Source organism: Pseudomonas sp. Pseusp9 (assembly GCF_059491265.1).
Genome location: NZ_CP168500.1, coordinates 4,285,552 through 4,303,685 on the forward strand (window position 1 = coordinate 4,285,552; position 18,134 = coordinate 4,303,685).

Sequence of the window (18,134 nt, forward strand, 5' to 3'; positions counted from 1 at the left end):
ACATTCAAGATGCAAATCATTACTACAACAGGCGACCAGAGCGCCGCCAATGCAGTGATCCGACTCAACCCGCTGGATGATGTGCTGATCGCCCGCCAGCCTCTTCCCGAAGGTCTGATCCTGGCCAAGGAAGGCATCCGGGTGCGGCAACCGGTACCGGCCGGGCACAAAGTGGCTGCCCGGGACATCGCCGAGGGTGAGCCGCTGCGTCGCTATGGCCAGATCATCGGCTTTGCCAGCAAGGCCATTGGTGCCGGCGAGCATGTGCACGTTCACAACTTGGCCATGGGTGACTTTGCCCGTGACTACGCGTTCGGTGTCGGAGTCAAAGGTCGTAGCGAGCCCAACGGTGACACTTTTATGGGCATCGTACGCGCGGATGGTCGGGTGGCGACCCGCAACTACATAGGCATCCTCACTTCGGTCAATTGCTCGGCAACTGTGGCCAGGGCCATCGCGGACTATTTTCGCCGCGATATCCACCCGCAGGTACTGGCCGATTTTCCCAACGTCGATGGTGTGGTCGCCCTCACTCACGGCGTCGGCTGCGCGGTCGACCCGAGTGGCGAAGCGCTAGCCATGCTGCGACGGACCTTGGGCGGCTATGCGGTCCATCCCAACTTCGCCGCGGTACTGATGATCGGACTGGGCTGCGAAACCAATCAGATTCCCGAACTGCTGGCGGGGCAGGGGCTGTCGGCAGGGGAAAAGCTGCGCACCTTCACCATTCAGGACATCGGTGGTACCACCAAGACCATTGCCAATGGCATCGCGCAGGTGAAAGCCCTGCTGAATGAGGCCAACCAGGTGCAGCGAGAGCCGGTCAGCGCGCGCCACATCACTGTCGGCCTGCAATGCGGCGGCTCGGATGGCTATTCTGGCATCACTGCCAACCCGGCATTAGGCAACGCCGTGGACCGCTTGGTGGCCGCTGGTGGTACAGCAATCCTCTCCGAAACTCCGGAAATATACGGCGCCGAACACTTGCTGACGCGTCGCGCCATCAGCCGCGAAGTGGGTGAAAAACTGATCGCCCGCATCAACTGGTGGGAGGCCTACTGCGAGCGCATGAACGCCGAGCTGAACAACAACCCGTCGGCGGGCAACAAGGCCGGTGGTCTGACCACTATCCTGGAAAAATCCCTAGGTGCCGTGGCCAAGGCCGGTTCCAGTGACCTGGTCGACGTATATGAGTACGCCGAAGCGGTGCGTGCCCACGGCCTGGTTTTCATGGATACCCCAGGCTATGACCCGATCTCGGCCACCGGCCAGGTGGCCGGCGGCGCCAACCTGATCGCCTTCACCACCGGGAGAGGTTCGGCTTACGGCTGTGCGCCTTCGCCTTCTATCAAGCTGGCCACCAACACCCGCCTGTGGGAGACCCAGGAGGATGATATGGACGTCAACTGTGGCGGCATTGCCGATGGCTCGATGACCATCGAAGAGCGTGGCGAGCATATCTACCAGATGATGCTGCGCATTGCCTCCGGTGAACGCAGCAAAAGCGAAGACCACGGTTATGGGCAGAACGAATTCGTGCCATGGCAAATCGGGGCCATCACCTGACACCGATCTCCCTCTATTTTCTCGACAGGAGCCGTAAATGACGGACATTCTTGGCCACCAATTTATCGCAGGCGAGCGTAGCGCCGCAGGTGACGCCACCTTGCAGAGCCTGGACGCGCAGACCAGCGAAGCGCTGCCGTACACTTTCTATCAAGCCACCGATGCTGAGGCCGATGCTGCCGCTCAGGCTGCAACAGATGCCTACCCGGACTATCGCAACATTTCGGCGCTGCGCCGCGCTGAATTCCTGGAGGCCATCGCCGACCAGATCGACGCGCTGGATGATGGTTTCGTAGCTATCGTCTGCCGCGAAACGGCATTGCCGGCTGCCCGCATACAGGGTGAGCGTGGTCGCACCAGCGGGCAGATGCGCTTGTTTGCCCAAGTGCTGCGGCGTGGCGATTTTCATGGTGCTCGTATTGACCTCGCCTTGCCCGCGCGCCAACCGCTGCCGCGACCGGACGTGCGACAAACGCGCATCGGTGTAGGCCCAGTGGCCGTGTTTGGTGCCAGTAACTTCCCGTTGGCGTTTTCCACGGCCGGTGGCGATACCGCTGCGGCACTTGCGGCCGGCTGCCCGGTTGTGCTCAAGGCCCACAGCGGCCATATGGCCACCGCTGAAGTGGTCGCTCAGGCCATCATTCGCGCTGCCGAGGCCACCGGAATGCCTGCCGGTGTGTTCAACATGATCTATGGCGCAAGTGTCGGTGCCCGCCTGGTCAAGCACCCGGCCATTAGTGCGGTGGGATTTACCGGTTCACTCGCCGGTGGACGAGCGCTGTGCGACATGGCCGCTGCCCGCCCACAGCCTATCCCGGTGTTTGCCGAGATGTCGAGCATCAACCCGATCATAGTGCTACCGCAGGCGCTGGCCGAGCGCGGCAATCAAATCGCCGTCGAGCTGGGTGCCTCAGTGGTGTTGGGCGCCGGCCAGTTCTGCACCAACCCCGGTATGGTGCTGGGAATTGCTTCGCCAGAGTTTTCGGCATTCCTGGACAAGTTGGGACAATTTATCGACGCACAGCCAGCTCAAACCCTGCTCAATGCCGGCGGTTTGCACAGCTATTGTCGAGGCTTGGCTGCTCTGGGCAATACCAAGGGTATTAGACACCTGGCCGGACGGGCGCAAACTGACAGCCAAGCCAGCGCACAGCTGTTCCAGGCCGACGTGTCATTGCTGCTTGAAGGTAGCCATGTGCTACAGGAAGAAATTTTCGGACCGACTACAGTGGTGGTCCAGGTGCGCGACCAGGCCGAGCTTCAGCAGGCCCTGGCCAGCCTGAATGGGCAACTGACTGCGACCCTGATTGCTGAACCTGCTGACTTGGAACACTTTGCCTCACTGGTGCCGTTACTGGAGCAAAAGGCCGGACGACTGCTACTCAACGGCTATCCGACTGGTGTCGAAGTCTGTGATGCCATGGTCCACGGCGGCCCTTATCCTGCAACCTCTGATGCGCGTGGTACCTCAGTCGGCACACTGGCGATCGATCGGTTTCTGCGGCCGGTGTGCTATCAGAATTATCCGGATTCGTTGCTGCCAGAGGCGCTGAAGAATACCAATCCGCTGGGGATTCAACGTCTTGTGAATGGAATTGCGACTTCCGAGCCGCTATAGGTTCGTGCCTTGGTTTGTGTGTGTATGATGGAATACCCGCAAAGCCAAGCGACATAAGACGCACTGGCGTTAAAGAACGATGCGTTAAACCATTTGCAAAGTAGTTTCGGGGGCATTCCGAACCTATAGCTCACGAGGTCAACAACAAAGCCAGACTATCATTGATGGTCTGGCTTTATTTTTGGGGCCTTCGCTTCACTTACCGCGACCGTCCGCAATGGGTCGCTTTCTGCCGCTCGCGACGGGCAGAAAACGGCCAAAAGCAGACGGTGAGCGGAGCTATCAGCAAATGAGCAGCTATGCTTGGATGGTTGTCGGAACTGATCAGCGTGCTGCCGCCCCTTAGCTTAATAGTTAGATATCCTATGCCAAAATCAATCCTCGTTAATAACTGGCGCCGAACCCTCTGGGGTACTTAGGTAAGACAAGACACTGGAAAGAGCCTCTACTGTATTCTTATCCACTTTAACTCCTCCTTGCCCTCTTTAAAAAGAAAGCAGAAACGCAAAACGCAAAAAGACCGACGATACCGAGCACCCAAAAACTAAGAATCTTACCTCTAGCCAGCCGTTCCTCGGACATCGCCCTACTGATAATTTCTTTCCCTTCCACTACCAAAACGACCAATTTCCGCTGCTCTATTGCAGGAAGTATTTTTTGGTCATACCAGAAAACACTTGCATACTTGCCCAACAAGTCATTGCTTTTTTGCTTCGTGATACATGTAGAAAACCCACCGTAAGTCGAAGCACAGGTAAACCAATACACATCCTCACCATCGGTGATTTTCGTCATAAGCTTACGTCCAACCCTTTCCTCCGCAAGCACACCTGACGACTCATTCAACTTATTAGGAATCTGTGCCGAGGACTGATACCACAACATAACAGCCACAATCCCCAAATAACCAACAAAACTAATTATTGCAAAATTTCTAGAGGCTTCCCTAGAACGATTTGATGCATTAGTACCCATTCTTTTCTCCGCCACCAAAAGTAAGAATGTTTCGACTTTCACCGTAACTGGCTGTCCGGCATGTACAAATCCGATGTTTTTTTCCAGCATAGCTTCAATTTCAACCGGTGATCCTTGGGCACGATCACCATCAACGGTTGGGCCGCTGTCACTACGCCCCGACTACCTGATTTGGATCGATTGTGGCTCGTCGTGATAGGCCGAAATCGGCAATTTGCAGTCGTTAGCGAACGTCTGCAATGGGTCGTTTTCTGCCTGTGGTCAAGGGGCGAAATCGACTGGTAAACCGAGCTAAGGTCAGCAAACGAGACTGCGCATATCGGCGCTTATGATAAATTTCTGGTTCCTATACGTGGACGCGATTCAGCGCACAGTGCGCTCACTCGAGTGCACTCCGCGACGATCCATTAACTGGCTTTTTTGTTATTCAGTGAGAGCTTAGACGTGAACCAGTCGGACGCCCCCTCCCCTTACAGGCACTGTGCACGCTCGTTCTTCCTGGCACTGTGCTTGCTTCAGTCGGCCAGCACTGTGCATTCCGCCGAGGAACTCACTGCAATTAAGCAAAGAGCTGAACAGGGCGATGCCGCTGCCCAGTACAACCTTGGCAACAGCTACGCCGACGGCTGGGGGGTAGCACGGGATACTAAGCAGTCGGTGGACTGGTACCGTAAGGCCGCTGAGCAGGGATATACCGATGCCCAGTTTATGCTCGGCATCAGCTACCGTCTGGGCAAGGGCGTGGCGCAGGATACCAAGCAGGCAGTGGCTTGGTACCGTAAGGCCGCTGAACAGGGCCTGGCCATTGCCCAGGACACCCTGGGCCATAGCTACGCCGACGGCATAGGCGTGGCAAAGGACGATCAACAGGCAGTGGCTTGGTACCGTAAGGCCGCTGAGCAGGGCTATACCGATGCCCAGTATTTTCTCGGCCTCAGCTACGCCAAGGGCTCAGGCGTCCCCCAAGATCATAGCCTGGCGTACGTCTGGTTTTCGGTTGCTACTGCAAACGGATTTTCCACCGCCAGTAACTATCGAGATTTGGAGGCTAAACAACTATCCAAATCCCAACTTGAAGCAATGCAAAAGCTAGCGGGTCAGTATTTTGAAAAATACCAGCCAAGGCACTGAGTAAAGCGGACGCCCCAAAAATTAGTTTGGAATTTCTGATATATCGTTGCGTAACTCCTAACTCATACGACGACTTACTCCGACTTGGCGGTAAAGGCATTGCGATGTCGCGCGACGGTGTCGTAGGTGCGCAATAATCTGCGACATGAAATGCGATAGATTTGGCATTGGGAAGGAGGCTCCGCAGAGAGGCACGTGGGCAAGGTTGTACCTGTCACAACTGACCAGAAAATGGCCGGTTTCTGCCTTTTCCAATCAGCAGATAAGGGTCGATTTCGGTCGGTCGTGACAGGCAGAAATCGGCCAAAAACGGACGTTTGAGATGCCTTTCAGCTCGCAACCGGTTACGCCGTCGACGATATTGCTTTGGCTCGAATAGTTATCTCAGCTGACACTGCATAAGGATAATGCTCACAGCCATACCGAAAAAAAGGATCGCAACCCCACAAGTTATGCCTAGAAGTAGAGGATGTTTCCACAAGGTTCTAACCTCCAATCGATCATTCAGCGATTGTTGAATACGCGCATCGGAGCAATAACCAAGCCAGTGGGTAGGGCAGCTGTAGACCTCATGTCAAAGGCGACAAAAACCGCTACTTCGGCCCGGTAACCTCAGGGAGAACTCCCCATAAGTGGGGGGCAACTGTCCTTACACATAGTACTGAGTCCCCAATTAGTGGGCTGCGGCTGCCTTCATCAAATGGAAGCGGTCAGGGACAAAGAGTGGGGGGCGTTTTCGACCGAAACCAAGAGCAGGAGAAGCGTTCGCCTCACTAGCCACGCCGACGACAGGTCTTCGGAATCCAACTCCTCGAAGACGGTAATGCCTAGGCGTCAAAATTTTCACTACGATGTCGGCGAACTGAGACAATCCATTTACTGTCGGAACAGCGCGACATCGACGCCTGCCGTGCCCGGCGGCCCCCAAACGCCAGCGCCACCATCGTCTGCACCACAAATTTGCTACGCCCGGCCCACCACCTAGAGTGACACGATCACGTTGCCAATCTTACAGATACCATTGCGCTCAACTGCATAGAGGTTAGAGAAACGATTATCAGTACCAACCGAGCTAAGCGTTCATTCTGCTTTTTTCTGATTCCCCTTGTTCAAGCCCAGCTTTGCGACCAGCGGTAGAGATGGCTGACGAGTATCTTGGATAAATGCGCAAGCCATCTAACCCGGTAGTGTCAGCGACTCAATCAGTCCTTGTTCGCCGCCAGGGCAGCACCTTTAAAACAACTGCTTACAGAATAGAAATTCATAAAGTCCGATCTTGTACTACCGAGTGTTAGCTTGTTGCACTTTATCTGGCCATGAGATGCCAACGCCCAAATTATGCGCATAAAGCTCCCCAGCATTCCTGCCCTAGGTGTTTACCTGGCCCTTACTTGCCTCTTTGCGGGTGCATGGCTCACCCACCCTCCCCCCAAGCATTCTTCCTTTGCCCTGACAAGTCCGGTTTTACCTAAGGCAGATGAAACAGCCAAGCCCATTTATACCAGCCGTTTCGCTTCCTCCGGGCTAGTGGACTTTGTGCATTCCTCGGCGATTACTGCCTTGCCTGACGGTAGCCTGATGGCGGTCTGGTTTGCGGGCACTCGCGAAGGCGCCGCCGATGTGCAGGTGCGCTCCGCCCGCTTCAACGTGAGCACCGGCGAATGGGGTGAAGAGCAGGTCATGGCGACCCGGGAATCAACCCAGCAAAGCACTCGAAAATACATCCGCAAACTGGGCAACCCGGTCGTAGCACTAGCGCCGGACAACCGCCTGTGGCTGTTCTTCGTCTCTGTCTCCATGGGCGGCTGGGCCGGTAGTGCGGTCAATGTGATGGTTTCAGACGACTTTGGTGTGAATTGGTCAGCACCGCGTCAATTGATAACTTCACCCTTCCTGAACATCAGCACCCTGGTCCGTTCAGCACCGGTGTTCCATGTCGACGGTTCCATTGGCTTGCCGGTCTACCACGAATTTCTGGGTAAGTTTGCCGAGTACCTGTACTTGAGCGCAGACGGTGAAGTGATCGATAAATACCGAATCAGCCATGGTAATAATTCATTGCAACCCGCAGTCGTTCCGCTGGACGGCCAGCGCGCTATCGCCTTGTTGCGCTATGCCGGCGACACACACCACCGAGTCCTGGCGAGCAGCACCGAGGATGCCGGGCAAACCTGGAGCGAGCCTCATCCGCTCGCGCCTTCCAACCCTAATTCCTCGTTGGCGGCCGTTGCGACGCCTGAACACGAACTACTGGTAGCGCTCAATGACCTGCAAGAGGGGCGCTTCAAGCTCAGCCTTTATGCCACCGATGCAAAAATGGGCGTTTGGCGCTCGGTGCACGATCTGGACAAGTCACCGGATCCCGAAGGCGATCCGTATTCGCCTCTCGCCTACAAGGAACTCATTGGCAAAGAGTTCCGCAATTCCAGTGGCAAGCTCCGCCAACCGCTGGAGGCGCAATTCCTCGGCAACCTGGACAAACGCGTCTGCAAAAGCGAAGGGTGTGAGTTTGAGTATGAATACCCGTACTTCATCCGCAGCCCCGACGGGATGTATCACTTGGTTTATACCTGGAACAACACCTTCATCAAACACGTTACCTTTAACGATGCGTGGCTGTCAGAGCGTCTCAAATGATTAGTCTGTGGCAAGCCCATGTCAGCTTTGCAATGATCATCTTCCTGGTCCTGCCGTCTTTTGGCCTGAGCAGGGTCTGGCGCATTGTGCTGTTGATTGCATTGTTGGCCGCCAGCTTTATACCCCTGGACGGGATTTCGCTGGCCGCTTACTTACGCAGCCACATGGATGACCTTGCGATCACCTCATTGGTGTTCATGGGGTGGGGCTGTTTACGTCGACTGAATGTGTTGCCACCAGTGCAGCATGATCAAACCGGCGTGCTGATCCTCTTCGCCGTAATGGCCCTGGTGCTATACCCGGCAACGCTGGGCTTGAGCGATCTGGATCCCTACCGGCGGGGTTTCAGCCCGCGCCCTCTGTTATTTGTCGTCGCACTGCTGACATTAAGTCTGTTTTACCTGCGCAATTACCTGGGCGTCGTGTTGTTGACCAGTGCGACCCTGGCCTTTATCGCGGGGATCAAACCTTCCCACAATTATTGGGATTACTTGATTGATCCGCTGCTGGGCCTGTATTGCTGTCTGGCACTGCTGATTGTTGCGACGCGATGGGGGTATCGCCGACTCATCACGCTGCGCGGCCCAACGCGAACCAGACCAGCTTGAAATTTAACGAAATTCTTAATAGGGAAACGTCGATGGGCTGGCTGAAATCGAGACGGTTGCAATACTGGCTGGGCGCAACAGCGATCGCATTTGTGCTGTTTGCACTCCTGCGGGTGGTGTTCTTTTTCGGCTTTTCCGGTTTCGAAGCCAAAGCCCTGAGCGACGAAAATGCCATCCTGGAAACCTTGGGCATCGGCTTTCGTTTCGACTTTCGCCTGGCCATTCTGGTCATGCTGCCATTGGCGTTGTTGGCCTGGTTCCCTCGCTGGAACCTGATCGGCAGCCGCCTCCTTCGTTGCATTGCCCGGGTGTATCTGGTCGTCGCCCTCGGCGCTCTGCTGCTGATCTACATCATCGATTTTGGCCATTACGCGTACCTCGGCGTGAGGATCAACGCCACGGTATTGCGCTTCATCGAGGATGCGCAAATATCCCGTGATATGGTCTGGCAAACCTACCCGGTTGTCTGGATTTCATTGGGTTGGCTGGCAACCATCGCGCTCGTGACATTGGCCCTGGTGCGTTTGGAGCGCGTCACGCTAGACCGCCCCGGCAAAGTCATTCACCCGCTCTCCGTAACATGGGGCAGTGCGTTGATGGTCGTGCTGGTGCTGCTGGGTATTTTGGGTCGAGTCGAACACTTGAATCTTGAAAACCCGGTGCCGTTGCGCTGGAGCGATGCGTTCTTCTCGGGCAATAACCAGATCGCCGCATTGGGCCTGAACCCGGTGATTTTCCTCTACGACACCATCAAGGTCGGCCAGTCGCGTTATGACGAAGCGAAAGTGCGCGAACTTTACGCGGTCATGGCCAACTATCTGGGCGTCGACCAACCCGACCCACAGACCCTGAACCTCGTCCGCCACCAGGCGCCACAGCCCTACAAAGTATCGGGATCGCGGCCACCGAACGTAGTGTTCGTCATGCTTGAGTCGTTGGGTACCAGCGCCGTCGGGGCCTATGGCAACCCGATTAATCCGACGCCAAATATCGATCGCCTAGCCACGCAAAGCTGGTTCTTCAAGCACTTCTACGTGCCTGTGACGGGGACCGCAAAAACAGTGTGGGCCAGCATTAGCGGGGTGCCAGACGTTACTCGACAGGATACCGCGACGCGTAATCCACTGATCACCAATCAAAACACGCTGATAAATGCCTTCACCGGCTACGAGAAAATCTACACCATTGGCGGAAACTCCGGTTGGGCCAACATGAATGCGTTGATCAAGCAAAGTATCGACGGAGTTCGCCTGTACGAAGAGCGGGACTGGAAATCCCCAGTAGTGGATGTCTGGGGGATCTCGGATCTGGACCTGTTCAAGGAGACCGACCAGATCCTGCAAGCGCTGCCCAAGGACAAACCGTTCTTCGCCTATATACAAACGGCTGGCAACCATCGCCCCTTTACGATTCCAAAGAGCAACGACGGATTCGAGGTTAAGCACCCTACCCTGGAGGAAGTCCAGGCCGCAGGCTCGCGCAGTGTCGAACAATACAACGCCGTGCGTTTGCTCGACTTCAACATCGGACGCTTGATAGAAATTGCCAAGGCCGGCGGCTGGTACGAAAACACCATTTTCGTGCTGTTCGGTGACCACAACACCCGTATCGCCCAGATCCCCTTCTTGGCACCGGCTTACGAGCAACTGGGTCTGGAAAGCAACGCGGTGCCGATGATCATCCACGCGCCAGGCATGATCGGGACGCGCAAGGTCGAGGAAGCCGTCGGCCTGGTGGACTTGCTACCAACCGTGGCGGGTATGGCCGGCCTTGGGTTTCGCAACAGTGGCATGGGCCGTGATATTCAGCAGCCTGCGCCCGAAGGCGAACGCGTGGTGCCATTGGTGTTGCGTGAAGGCACGTTCCCGCTGATTGCCGGCGTGACTCAGCACTACTTGGTACAGATGGAACACGACGGCAGCTCACCAACTCTCCATGACCTCGCCTCGCCGACACCGCTGGACAACGTCGCCGAGCAACACCCTGAAGAGTTCAAGCGGCTGTCAGCGTTGACCCGCGCCATGCATGAAACCTCACGGTTGATGCTGTACCAAAACGTGCGCAAGTAGCATCACGATGCGGTATGAAATGCATCTTCATGATTGCTTGTGATCCGTGTTTGCTGGGGTAAGTTGGCTTGAGTAATCACTAGTAACGCACAGAAATGAACCCGCTGGTTCCGGAACTGGTCCCAGCGGCGACTTCATTCCCCCAAGCCGAATGTGCATAACCCCTTTTCTTCGACATCCCGCAGACCGCACACCATCTTCCTCCAAGCGCGCACGCTAGCATGCTGGATTCACCATGGAGGCTCGCGACACCAAGCTCTGATCTACTCCCTCCCTGCCATCAGGAACAATCTGCGGGGACGGCGGCCGGGGCGGATGCTGATGCATCCGACCCGGCCGCTCTTTTCACTTCGGTGTTGCGGCTTCTTTGGCGTAGGCCTGACAGGCCGCTAGGGCAATCAATCCTCGATCGACGACGTCGGTGATTCCGATAATTCGTTGAGCATGCGCTGGGGCAAGTCGGGCGCGCGTTCCTCCATGAACCACGCTGCCGGCGCCGGTATCGGAAGGCACTGCACAGCCACCGGCTGAACTTGCATTCAGGAGGACTGACAGCCGCACATCAGCAGTGGCAAGGCGATCGCGCAGGCGAGCCTGATCTTTTTGTGCATTGGTCAAAGCCTCATACCGCCCGGCCAGCGCATCGCCGATGCTGTCTGCGACTTTGCTCACCACTGGACGATCTATCTCAGCGTCCAGTGTCGCGATCAATTAGGGCACCGCTACACTAAATCAGTAGAGGTTGCTCCCCAAGGCAACTATCTGGCCGCGCACCTCGAAGACGTGATCGAGGAAACCTACAAAGACTTGATCGCCGAGAGCAATCCGAATCATCGAGTCGCTTCGGGCTGGATCGCCATCCCCGCCGAGATATCGCTGACTGAAGAGCAGGCCGCACGGGTGTTCGACGCCGTGGGTGTCTGGAGTCAGCAGAGGGCAGCATGAGAAGCATCAGTAACCAGGTGCGCCAGCGCCGACGACAGACATGGCTGGATCTACCGGCCCACGGAATTGAAGAAGAAGGCCATGGCCGAGGAACAGCAGGAGCTGACGGCGGAAGCCATCAAGCAGCGCAAGAAGCGCGAGAAGGAATCGGCCAGGAATGCCGCGCCAGGCATCGAGAAGTTCACGGTTGAGGTGGCCGGTGTGTTCAAGCCCGACCTGAAAAAGGTCATGAAGGTCCATGGCATCAACAACCAGCAAGACATCCACCAGCGTCTGCTGATCAACCTGATCAATGCCGATTTCGAGACGCAGGCCCGGATGCTTCGCTGTGTCACGACACCTTACGAGCCAATCGCAAAAGTATCGCGGGCATTTCACGAGCAGAGCGTGGCCGAGTTGAAGCGCGAGCCGGGGGATGAGGTCATCACGCCGATCTGATGAACTCCTGATCAAAATGAATCAGGTGATGGCCTGCTCCTTGAGACCGTCGCTCTTCGAAATGATTTTTCGATATTGACTACACTCCCAGTGTTATCCATCGCTTGGGAGAACGCAATTAAGCGCCCGAGTAATTGGCCGGTTGTCCTGGACACGCCCTAATTAGGAATCTTATCGACCATGCAAATTGGAAACCTAGCTTCCAAAATCACCTACTGGTTCGAACAAAGTATATTGGTGGCCGCTCAGATCCTGCTGATGGTGGTGATTTTAGCGATGGTCATTCAGCTTTGGGTTATGTTCGGGTCCGATATCGTCGAGCGCATCAACAACATCGAGACCGTCCCTGAGCTTGTGAAGTCGGTACAGACCGCCTTTTCAGGCGTCCTGCTCATCATTCTCGGGCTTGAGCTTATGGAAACACTGCGTGTTTATTTCAAATCGCATCGCATTCGGTTAGAGACTATTTTGGCCGTAGCCGTCATCGCCGTAGGCCGCCACGTAATTAATTTGGACGTAGAGCACATGGAGGGAAGTACGCTCATCGGCGTCGCCTCAGTGGTTCTGGCATTAACGGGTGGTTACTTTTTGGTTCGATGCAAGACGACGCCATCGACGAGGGATTAACTCTGGAGAGATCCTGAAAAGGCTTTCCCTTTCTGGTGAAATACATCGATTCCGTTGCACAAATTTCCCGATGAAGCAGATGGCTTTCATCGATGCGGAGTGCGTCGACATCTGACCCTCCGACGCCGGCCGCCAACGCCTCCCCCCAACTTCAACGAATCACGCCATGCTCAGGAGGTTAGCCATTGCCTCTGTCGTACCAATTGTTGGCCAGCTGTAAGGGGATCGTGACCGTCTTTGCCTTATTGAGTTTTTGACAAACTGCAGAAGCTTTTTCTATCTCATTACCGAAATAAGCCAACCAATCGCCGCTCGGCTGTTGATCTAGCTGACACAGGTAGGTTCCCACCTCGCCCTCAGTCAAGCCCGAAACTTCTGCAATCAACTTATTGCTTGGTTTTTTGACCATTTTTTCCTCCCTGATCCAGCGACATGCCGGGTCATCAACCAATAGCCCACTTCGACGAATCACGCCAGCCGGCGAGGATCAACAATGCCCACAGCAATCGATTTGTTCGCCGGTCTCGGCGGATGGTCTACCGGTACCCGCGATGCCGGCATCGACGTTATCTGGGCCGCAAACCACTGGCCGGTCGCGGTTGAGTGGCATAGCGCCAACCACCCCGAAGCTATCCACATCTGCCAAGACCTGCACCAGGCGGATTGGCCTAAGGTCCCGTCCCACGACATCATGCTCGCCTCGCCCTGTTGCCAGGGCCACTCGAAGCCACACGGCAAGAAGTCCGGCAATGCCCAGCATGATGCGTCTCGGTCGACAGCCTGGGCCGTGGTATCGGCCGCAGAGTTTCACCGGCCGGAAGTGGTGCTGGTCGAAAACGTCGAAGAGTTCACGGACTGGACTTTGTACCCAGCTTGGTCGCAGGCCATGGCCGCGCTGGGGTACATGATCGCGCCCCATGTCGTAAATTGCGCCGATCTCGGCGTGCCCCAGCACCGCGTGCGCCTGTTTCTGGTGCGCACCCGAAGCAAGGCGCCGCTGATGCTCCAGCTGCACCGGCGCCAACATGTGCCAGCCGCCAGTTTCCTAGACTTCGACGGCGGCCGCTGGTCACCCATCGAGAAGCCTGGCCGTGCTCAGGCAACCCTTGATCGAGTGCGCAACGGCCGAGACCGCTTCGGCGAACACTTCATCATGCCTTACTACGGTAAAGGCTCGGGCCTAACTGGGCGCGACATCAACCGCCCGATCGGAACCATCACCACGCTTGACCGGTGGGCCCTTGTGCGTGGCGATGAGATACGAATGCTCTCAGCGAACGAGGCCCTTGCCGCCATGTCGTTCCCGGCTAACACGAAGCGCCCTGACAACCATCGACTGACCATGCACATGGCTGGTAATGCGGTTCCGCCGCTAGCCGGGCAGCGAATCATTGAAGCACTGAAAGCAGCCGCCTGCCCCTCTTTCATCTATTGCGCAAACATCCGCTGAAGACTAGGCGGCCTATCGCGGTAAACAGGGCATGCCGATAGGTTTCTCGCAAAGTAGTAGTTAGTTGAGCGATCGATAGCTACTTGGTTAATAACTGCCACCTCGCTGCGGGTAAGAATAGAGTTTGGCTGATCCGCAACAATAGACAGCGTCGGTGACACGGGAATTATCATCATATCTTCAAAGCAATCTGGCACTATGAATTCGCCTTCACCTGCACGAACGATACCCCACTCCATGTAGCGATTATCTTGGCGAAAGGCATCCAGGTAACCAACGACGTGAATTCCCGCGGCGAACCTTCCAGGCATGACCCCTTCTCTTAGGAAGATCGTATGTTTACACTCCAAAACCTCCTGCTGATCCTTGGTCAGCGTGTCCCCCGATCTACCATTTACCTTCAAATCTGGAAGCCCATCAATCTTAAACCTCTGACGACTCCTCCATAACGAGAAAAGTTCTTCAACGACTTATTTTTCGAAGTATCCAATGACACTAACGGATCCACTCTGAATACCATCGACCAAATTTTGAAATCTGTCTTCAATTTGCTTGCCGATTCCGGTTTCAGTTTTTTGATCCCATACACGCTTAGCGCAAAACAGATTATTGTTGGAATTTATGGCTAGCACTTTTCCAGCGCTGTAACTAAAGACCTTTATTACTCCATCGGCATTTGTGAACCTATTGATGCTTGCCTTTGGAAATACATGCTGATTGATAGTCAGTCTGTGAGGATTTCCCTTCTGTGTCTCTTCGAACTTCATGTTCGTTGCACCGCTCTGGTTGGCTGAGCGGTGGATTCTAGCTGATCCCTCATCATCCACCGCCCGGGCATGCCCCGGCATAGGACGCCCCATGCCCACAGAAAACAAACCGGCCGATCCGCTGAAGGTTGAGCGCTCGACTGTCACGAAGCTGGTGATCACCGGCGCGCCACGGCTCGACCCGATCACGGTGTTCCTCGAGGACTTCGGTCGCCGGGACTGCCCCACCGAATCCGATCTGAACTACCAGACCGCCCAGGGCAAGATCACGATCAACTGCTGGGACAAGAGCTGGAATGTTTATTGGGGCGGTTTGGGCCCGCGCACCGTTGCGGAGTTCGTCGCGAAATGCGGTTGGGACTATGTCCTGAACTGCCTGGATCGCGGGATCAGCTCCACCGTGTTCAGCGGAGACGCGCTGCATACCCTGGCCAAGAAGTGCATCGTCCAACGCCGGCGGCAACAAACCGGGCGCCACGACTGGGAGCTTGGCGAATTGAGCCAGGACGAAGCCCGCGAGCTTTGGCATGAGGTCGATGATTTGCGCAGCATCGGGAACGCAAACGAATGCTGGCACCACAGCAGGCTGTTGACCGAGCTGTTCGGCGAGGAATGGCATTACCCCATCGATGGTAAGGCTGTCGAAGAAAACCACAAGTTCACGTACCTACGCCGGGTTGTCGATGCAGTGCAACAGGCGCTACGTCAAGAACAGCAGCAGGTGACGCCATGATCGCCCTCGCCTGGTTCGCCTACGTGTACAGCTACAAGGGGCCGCGGCGCTAAGGGCTCACCCCACCAGTCACCTCAGGGGAGAGAGCGTGTACGCAACTGGCGAGGCGAACCAATAAACCGTAGCTCACCCGCTCAGCTCGCCTGAGGCCCCTCATCTGATTTCACAATCCACCTACCGGCCTGCCAATGAACGGGGAGCGACGGTGGCATTCGTCTAAGGAATCCCACCATGGGTAACGCAACAGCAGCAAAAGCTTCAAGCATCCCGCCGAGGTTCATCCGATTCATGGATACACCAGGCTATCTCGGCATGTGCCGGGACGAATTCAACAAAACAGTCAGGCCAAACGTTCGTGAATTTCCTATCGGGAAACAGGGTGTTGCGTTTGATCGTATCGAGCTCGACGAATGGGCAGACGCCTGCATCGAGAGCAAGTCGATTGAAAAGACCGTGAATCAGGACAACAATCGCCCTCGCAGCGAGCGCCAGGGTGAGGCCACAGGAGGTAAACCATGGCGAGAAAAGCGATCTCTGGCCTCTACCAGAAAGGTGGAGTCTGGCAAATCGACAAAGTGTTCCGAGGCGAGCGCCTTCGAGAGAGCACTGGAACTAGTGACCGGCAAGAGGCCGAGCAGTACCTGATTCACCGGCTGGAGCAGATTCGACAGCAGAAGGTATATGGCGTACGCCGCACCAGAACCTGGGAGGAAGCGGCGACAAGGTTTCTGATCGAGAGCAAGGACCAGCCCTCGATCAAGTTGACGGCGCATCACCTGAAGCAGCTTCACCCTTACCTCAAGGACCTGCCATTGACGCATATCGATGACCAGGCACTTGAGCCGTTCGTAAAAGATCGCTTGAAAGGAATGGTGTTGCCGGACGGGAAGCAGTTGAAGCCGGTGGCGCCTCGCACGATCAACATCTCGATCGAGCGGGTAATTCGGGTTCTATCGCTTTGTGCAAGGAAGTGGCGGGATGAAGAGCGCAGGCCCTGGCTTGATTCGGTGCCAATGCTGGCCAAGCTGGACCTGAAGAAGAAGGTTCGCGAGCCCGACCCTATGACATGGGAAGAGCAATCGATCCTTTTCGGAGAATTGCCGGCGCACCTGCAAACGATGGCCCTGTTCAAAGTGAATACGGGCTGCCGCGAGCAGGAGGTCTGCAAATTGAGGTGGGACTGGGAAATCTCGGTACCTGAACTGGGCACCAGCGTGTTCCTGATCCCGTCCGACTTTGGCGGCCAAAACGAGCGTTCAGGTGTGAAAAATGGCGATGAGCGACTGGTCGTGCTGAACAGCGTGGCCAAGTCGATCATCGACAAGCAGCGTGGCATGTGTAAGGACTGGGTTTTCCTTACAACGGAAACGCTATGCATCGAATGAACGACTCGGCCTGGAAGAAGGCGCGGGTGAGAGCGGCGAAACTCTGGCAGGAGGAAAACCTTCGCCCCGCTCACCCTGGGTATGCATCCATCAGGGTGCACGACTTGAAACACACGTTTGGCCGTCGCCTTCGGGCGGCAGGTGTCACACAGGAGGACCGCAAGGCACTTCTGGGCCACAAGAATGGCAGTATCACCAGTCACTACTCGGGCGCTGAGCTCGGGCAGCTGATTGAGGCTGCAAATATGGTATCAGCAACTGACTCTCGGGGGCCGGTGCTGACGATCTTGAAGAGGAAAACTGGATGAAGTCCCGAAAAACTCCCCACCAATGAAAAAGCCCAACCTGAAAAGATTGGGCTAAGTCATTGAATAATATGGTCGGGACGGAGTGATTCGAACACTCGACCCCTAGCACCCCATGCTAGTGCGCTACCGGACTGCGCTACGCCCCGACTAGGCGTGAAACCTGTTCCTCATCTCGAGGAACGCTCAAGAATATATCGCAAGCTTTTGAAAACTGGAAGTATTTAAAAGCAGGAATTTATTTCTTGAGCACCACCAGAACATCTTCGAGCTCGGCGATCATCTGGCGGATCATTTGCTTGTATTGGGTTGTGTCGTCTTTGGCTTCATCGCCGGACAAGCGCAGGCGCGCTCCGCCGATGGTGAACCCCTGATCATAAAGAAGCGCGCGGATCTGCCGGATCATCAGCACGTCCTGGCGCTGATAATACCGGCGGTTTCCGCGGCGTTTGACAGGGTTGAGTTGAGGAAACTCCTGCTCCCAGTAGCGCAGTACGTGTGGTTTGACCGCACACAGCTCGCTGACTTCACCAATGGTGAAGTAGCGTTTGCCCGGGATGACGGGGAGCTCGTCGTTATGACTTGGTTCCAGCATAAGCCTCAACTCGGGCCTTCAACTTCTGCCCTGGACGAAAGGTGACCACACGGCGAGCCGTGATCGGGATTTCTTCCCCCGTTTTCGGATTGCGGCCAGGCCGCTGGCGTTTGTCCCGAAGGTCGAAATTGCCGAAACCGGACAATTTGACTTGTTCGTTGTCTTCGAGCGCGTGCCTGATTTCTTCAAAAAACAGTTCGACCAATTCCTTGGCCTCCCGTTTGTTCAGGCCCAGCTCTTCATACAGACGTTCCGCCATCTCAGCTTTCGTCAGAGCCCCCATAC

14 protein-coding genes, 1 tRNA gene and 3 pseudogenes are annotated in these 18,134 nt (G+C 55.9%); 12 read left to right on the forward strand and 6 right to left on the reverse strand.

The window, feature by feature from the left end:
• The first annotated feature begins 9 nt into the window (after nucleotides 1-9).
• Both ACEN8E_RS19295 and ACEN8E_RS19300 read left to right on the forward strand, forming a co-directional pair.
• Nucleotides 10-1,566: a UxaA family hydrolase gene (locus ACEN8E_RS19295; RefSeq protein WP_495589482.1), complete on the forward strand. Its 1,557-nt coding sequence runs from the start codon at nucleotides 10-12 to the stop codon at nucleotides 1,564-1,566.
• Between the two features lie 37 nt (nucleotides 1,567-1,603).
• Entirely contained in the window at nucleotides 1,604-3,184 is a 1,581-nt protein-coding gene (locus ACEN8E_RS19300) for an aldehyde dehydrogenase (NADP(+)) (RefSeq protein ID WP_495589483.1), read from the forward strand.
• A 465-nt stretch (nucleotides 3,185-3,649) separates the two neighbouring features.
• Here ACEN8E_RS19300 and ACEN8E_RS19305 read toward each other — a convergent pair whose 3' ends face one another.
• Nucleotides 3,650-4,249 carry a hypothetical protein gene (locus ACEN8E_RS19305; protein WP_495593411.1) on the reverse strand — a complete coding sequence of 200 codons (600 nt, stop codon included), beginning with the start codon at nucleotides 4,247-4,249 and terminating at the stop codon, nucleotides 3,650-3,652.
• 354 nt (nucleotides 4,250-4,603) lie between these two features.
• Between ACEN8E_RS19305 and ACEN8E_RS19310 the strand changes: the two genes are divergently transcribed.
• From ACEN8E_RS19310 to ACEN8E_RS19325, 4 genes are all read left to right on the forward strand, one after another.
• Nucleotides 4,604-5,290: a tetratricopeptide repeat protein gene (locus ACEN8E_RS19310; RefSeq protein WP_495589484.1), complete on the forward strand. Its 687-nt coding sequence runs from the start codon at nucleotides 4,604-4,606 to the stop codon at nucleotides 5,288-5,290.
• Nucleotides 5,291-6,628: 1,338 nt separating this feature from the next.
• Entirely contained in the window at nucleotides 6,629-7,927 is a 1,299-nt protein-coding gene (locus tag ACEN8E_RS19315; protein WP_495589485.1) for a sialidase family protein, read from the forward strand.
• Nucleotides 7,924-8,535, forward strand: coding sequence for a hypothetical protein (locus ACEN8E_RS19320; protein WP_495589486.1), 612 nt, complete (start codon nucleotides 7,924-7,926; stop codon nucleotides 8,533-8,535). The genes ACEN8E_RS19315 and ACEN8E_RS19320 overlap by 4 nt, the downstream gene beginning before the upstream one ends.
• Before the next feature lie 32 nt (nucleotides 8,536-8,567).
• Complete coding sequence (locus ACEN8E_RS19325) at nucleotides 8,568-10,604, forward strand: LTA synthase family protein (RefSeq protein ID WP_495589487.1); 2,037 nt, start codon at nucleotides 8,568-8,570, stop codon at nucleotides 10,602-10,604.
• A 345-nt stretch (nucleotides 10,605-10,949) separates the two neighbouring features.
• On the opposite strand, the pseudogene ACEN8E_RS19330 reads toward ACEN8E_RS19325, so the two are convergent.
• A pseudogene (locus tag ACEN8E_RS19330) lies at nucleotides 10,950-11,231 on the reverse strand (lysis system i-spanin subunit Rz); the annotation flags it as partial.
• On the opposite strand from ACEN8E_RS19330, the pseudogene ACEN8E_RS19335 reads away from it, so the two are divergent.
• The 3 genes and pseudogenes from ACEN8E_RS19335 to ACEN8E_RS19345 all read left to right on the forward strand — a co-directional run.
• A pseudogene (locus ACEN8E_RS19335) lies at nucleotides 11,229-11,549 on the forward strand (hypothetical protein); the annotation flags it as partial. The pseudogenes ACEN8E_RS19330 and ACEN8E_RS19335 overlap by 3 nt on opposite strands.
• Nucleotides 11,550-11,630: 81 nt before the next feature.
• A complete protein-coding gene (locus ACEN8E_RS19340) occupies nucleotides 11,631-11,987 on the forward strand; it encodes a hypothetical protein (RefSeq protein ID WP_495589488.1) in 357 nt (118 codons plus the stop codon).
• A gap of 180 nt (nucleotides 11,988-12,167) precedes the next feature.
• Nucleotides 12,168-12,614 (forward strand): phosphate-starvation-inducible PsiE family protein, encoded by a 447-nt coding sequence (locus ACEN8E_RS19345; protein WP_495589489.1) that lies wholly within the window; start codon nucleotides 12,168-12,170, stop codon nucleotides 12,612-12,614.
• Between the two features lie 178 nt (nucleotides 12,615-12,792).
• Here ACEN8E_RS19345 and ACEN8E_RS19350 read toward each other — a convergent pair whose 3' ends face one another.
• Nucleotides 12,793-13,023 (reverse strand): hypothetical protein, encoded by a 231-nt coding sequence (locus ACEN8E_RS19350; RefSeq protein ID WP_495589490.1) that lies wholly within the window; start codon nucleotides 13,021-13,023, stop codon nucleotides 12,793-12,795.
• Nucleotides 13,024-13,107: 84 nt separating this feature from the next.
• On the opposite strand from ACEN8E_RS19350, the gene ACEN8E_RS19355 reads away from it, so the two are divergent.
• From ACEN8E_RS19355 to ACEN8E_RS19365, 3 genes and pseudogenes are all read left to right on the forward strand, one after another.
• Complete coding sequence (locus ACEN8E_RS19355) at nucleotides 13,108-14,064, forward strand: DNA cytosine methyltransferase (RefSeq protein WP_495589491.1); 957 nt, start codon at nucleotides 13,108-13,110, stop codon at nucleotides 14,062-14,064.
• A gap of 858 nt (nucleotides 14,065-14,922) precedes the next feature.
• Nucleotides 14,923-15,564 carry a phiTE_072 family protein gene (locus ACEN8E_RS19360; protein ID WP_495589492.1) on the forward strand — a complete coding sequence of 214 codons (642 nt, stop codon included), beginning with the start codon at nucleotides 14,923-14,925 and terminating at the stop codon, nucleotides 15,562-15,564.
• A gap of 515 nt (nucleotides 15,565-16,079) precedes the next feature.
• Nucleotides 16,080-17,257: pseudogene (locus ACEN8E_RS19365) on the forward strand (tyrosine-type recombinase/integrase).
• A 69-nt stretch (nucleotides 17,258-17,326) separates the two neighbouring features.
• On the opposite strand, the gene ACEN8E_RS19370 reads toward ACEN8E_RS19365, so the two are convergent.
• The 3 genes from ACEN8E_RS19370 to ihfA form a co-directional block, all read right to left on the reverse strand.
• A tRNA-Pro gene (locus ACEN8E_RS19370) sits at nucleotides 17,327-17,403 on the reverse strand.
• A gap of 89 nt (nucleotides 17,404-17,492) precedes the next feature.
• Nucleotides 17,493-17,849, reverse strand: a complete 357-nt coding sequence (locus ACEN8E_RS19375) for a MerR family transcriptional regulator (RefSeq protein WP_003179985.1) — start codon at nucleotides 17,847-17,849, stop codon at nucleotides 17,493-17,495.
• Nucleotides 17,830-18,132 (reverse strand): integration host factor subunit alpha, encoded by a 303-nt coding sequence (gene ihfA, locus ACEN8E_RS19380; protein WP_002553164.1) that lies wholly within the window; start codon nucleotides 18,130-18,132, stop codon nucleotides 17,830-17,832. Before ihfA ends, ACEN8E_RS19375 begins: the two co-directional genes overlap by 20 nt.
• Between the last annotated feature and the right edge of the window lie 2 nt (nucleotides 18,133-18,134).

Excerpts from the sequence above, each read along its gene's own strand:
- ACEN8E_RS19295 (WP_495589482.1), top strand. The coding sequence starts at position 10 with ATGCAAATCATTACTACAACAGGCGACCAGAGCGCCGCCAATGCAGTG.
- ACEN8E_RS19300 (WP_495589483.1), top strand. The coding sequence starts at position 1,604 with ATGACGGACATTCTTGGCCACCAATTTATCGCAGGCGAGCGTAGCGCC.
- ACEN8E_RS19305 (WP_495593411.1), bottom strand. The coding sequence starts at position 4,249 with ATGCTGGAAAAAAACATCGGATTTGTACATGCCGGACAGCCAGTTACG.
- ACEN8E_RS19315 (WP_495589485.1), top strand. The coding sequence starts at position 6,629 with ATGCGCATAAAGCTCCCCAGCATTCCTGCCCTAGGTGTTTACCTGGCC.
- ACEN8E_RS19320 (WP_495589486.1), top strand. The coding sequence starts at position 7,924 with ATGATTAGTCTGTGGCAAGCCCATGTCAGCTTTGCAATGATCATCTTC.
- ACEN8E_RS19325 (WP_495589487.1), top strand. The coding sequence starts at position 8,568 with ATGGGCTGGCTGAAATCGAGACGGTTGCAATACTGGCTGGGCGCAACA.
- ACEN8E_RS19340 (WP_495589488.1), top strand. The coding sequence starts at position 11,631 with ATGGCCGAGGAACAGCAGGAGCTGACGGCGGAAGCCATCAAGCAGCGC.
- ACEN8E_RS19345 (WP_495589489.1), top strand. The coding sequence starts at position 12,168 with ATGCAAATTGGAAACCTAGCTTCCAAAATCACCTACTGGTTCGAACAA.
- ACEN8E_RS19350 (WP_495589490.1), bottom strand. The coding sequence starts at position 13,023 with ATGGTCAAAAAACCAAGCAATAAGTTGATTGCAGAAGTTTCGGGCTTG.
- ACEN8E_RS19355 (WP_495589491.1), top strand. The coding sequence starts at position 13,108 with ATGCCCACAGCAATCGATTTGTTCGCCGGTCTCGGCGGATGGTCTACC.
- ACEN8E_RS19360 (WP_495589492.1), top strand. The coding sequence starts at position 14,923 with ATGCCCACAGAAAACAAACCGGCCGATCCGCTGAAGGTTGAGCGCTCG.
- ACEN8E_RS19375 (WP_003179985.1), bottom strand. The coding sequence starts at position 17,849 with ATGCTGGAACCAAGTCATAACGACGAGCTCCCCGTCATCCCGGGCAAA.
- ihfA (WP_002553164.1), bottom strand. The coding sequence starts at position 18,132 with ATGGGGGCTCTGACGAAAGCTGAGATGGCGGAACGTCTGTATGAAGAG.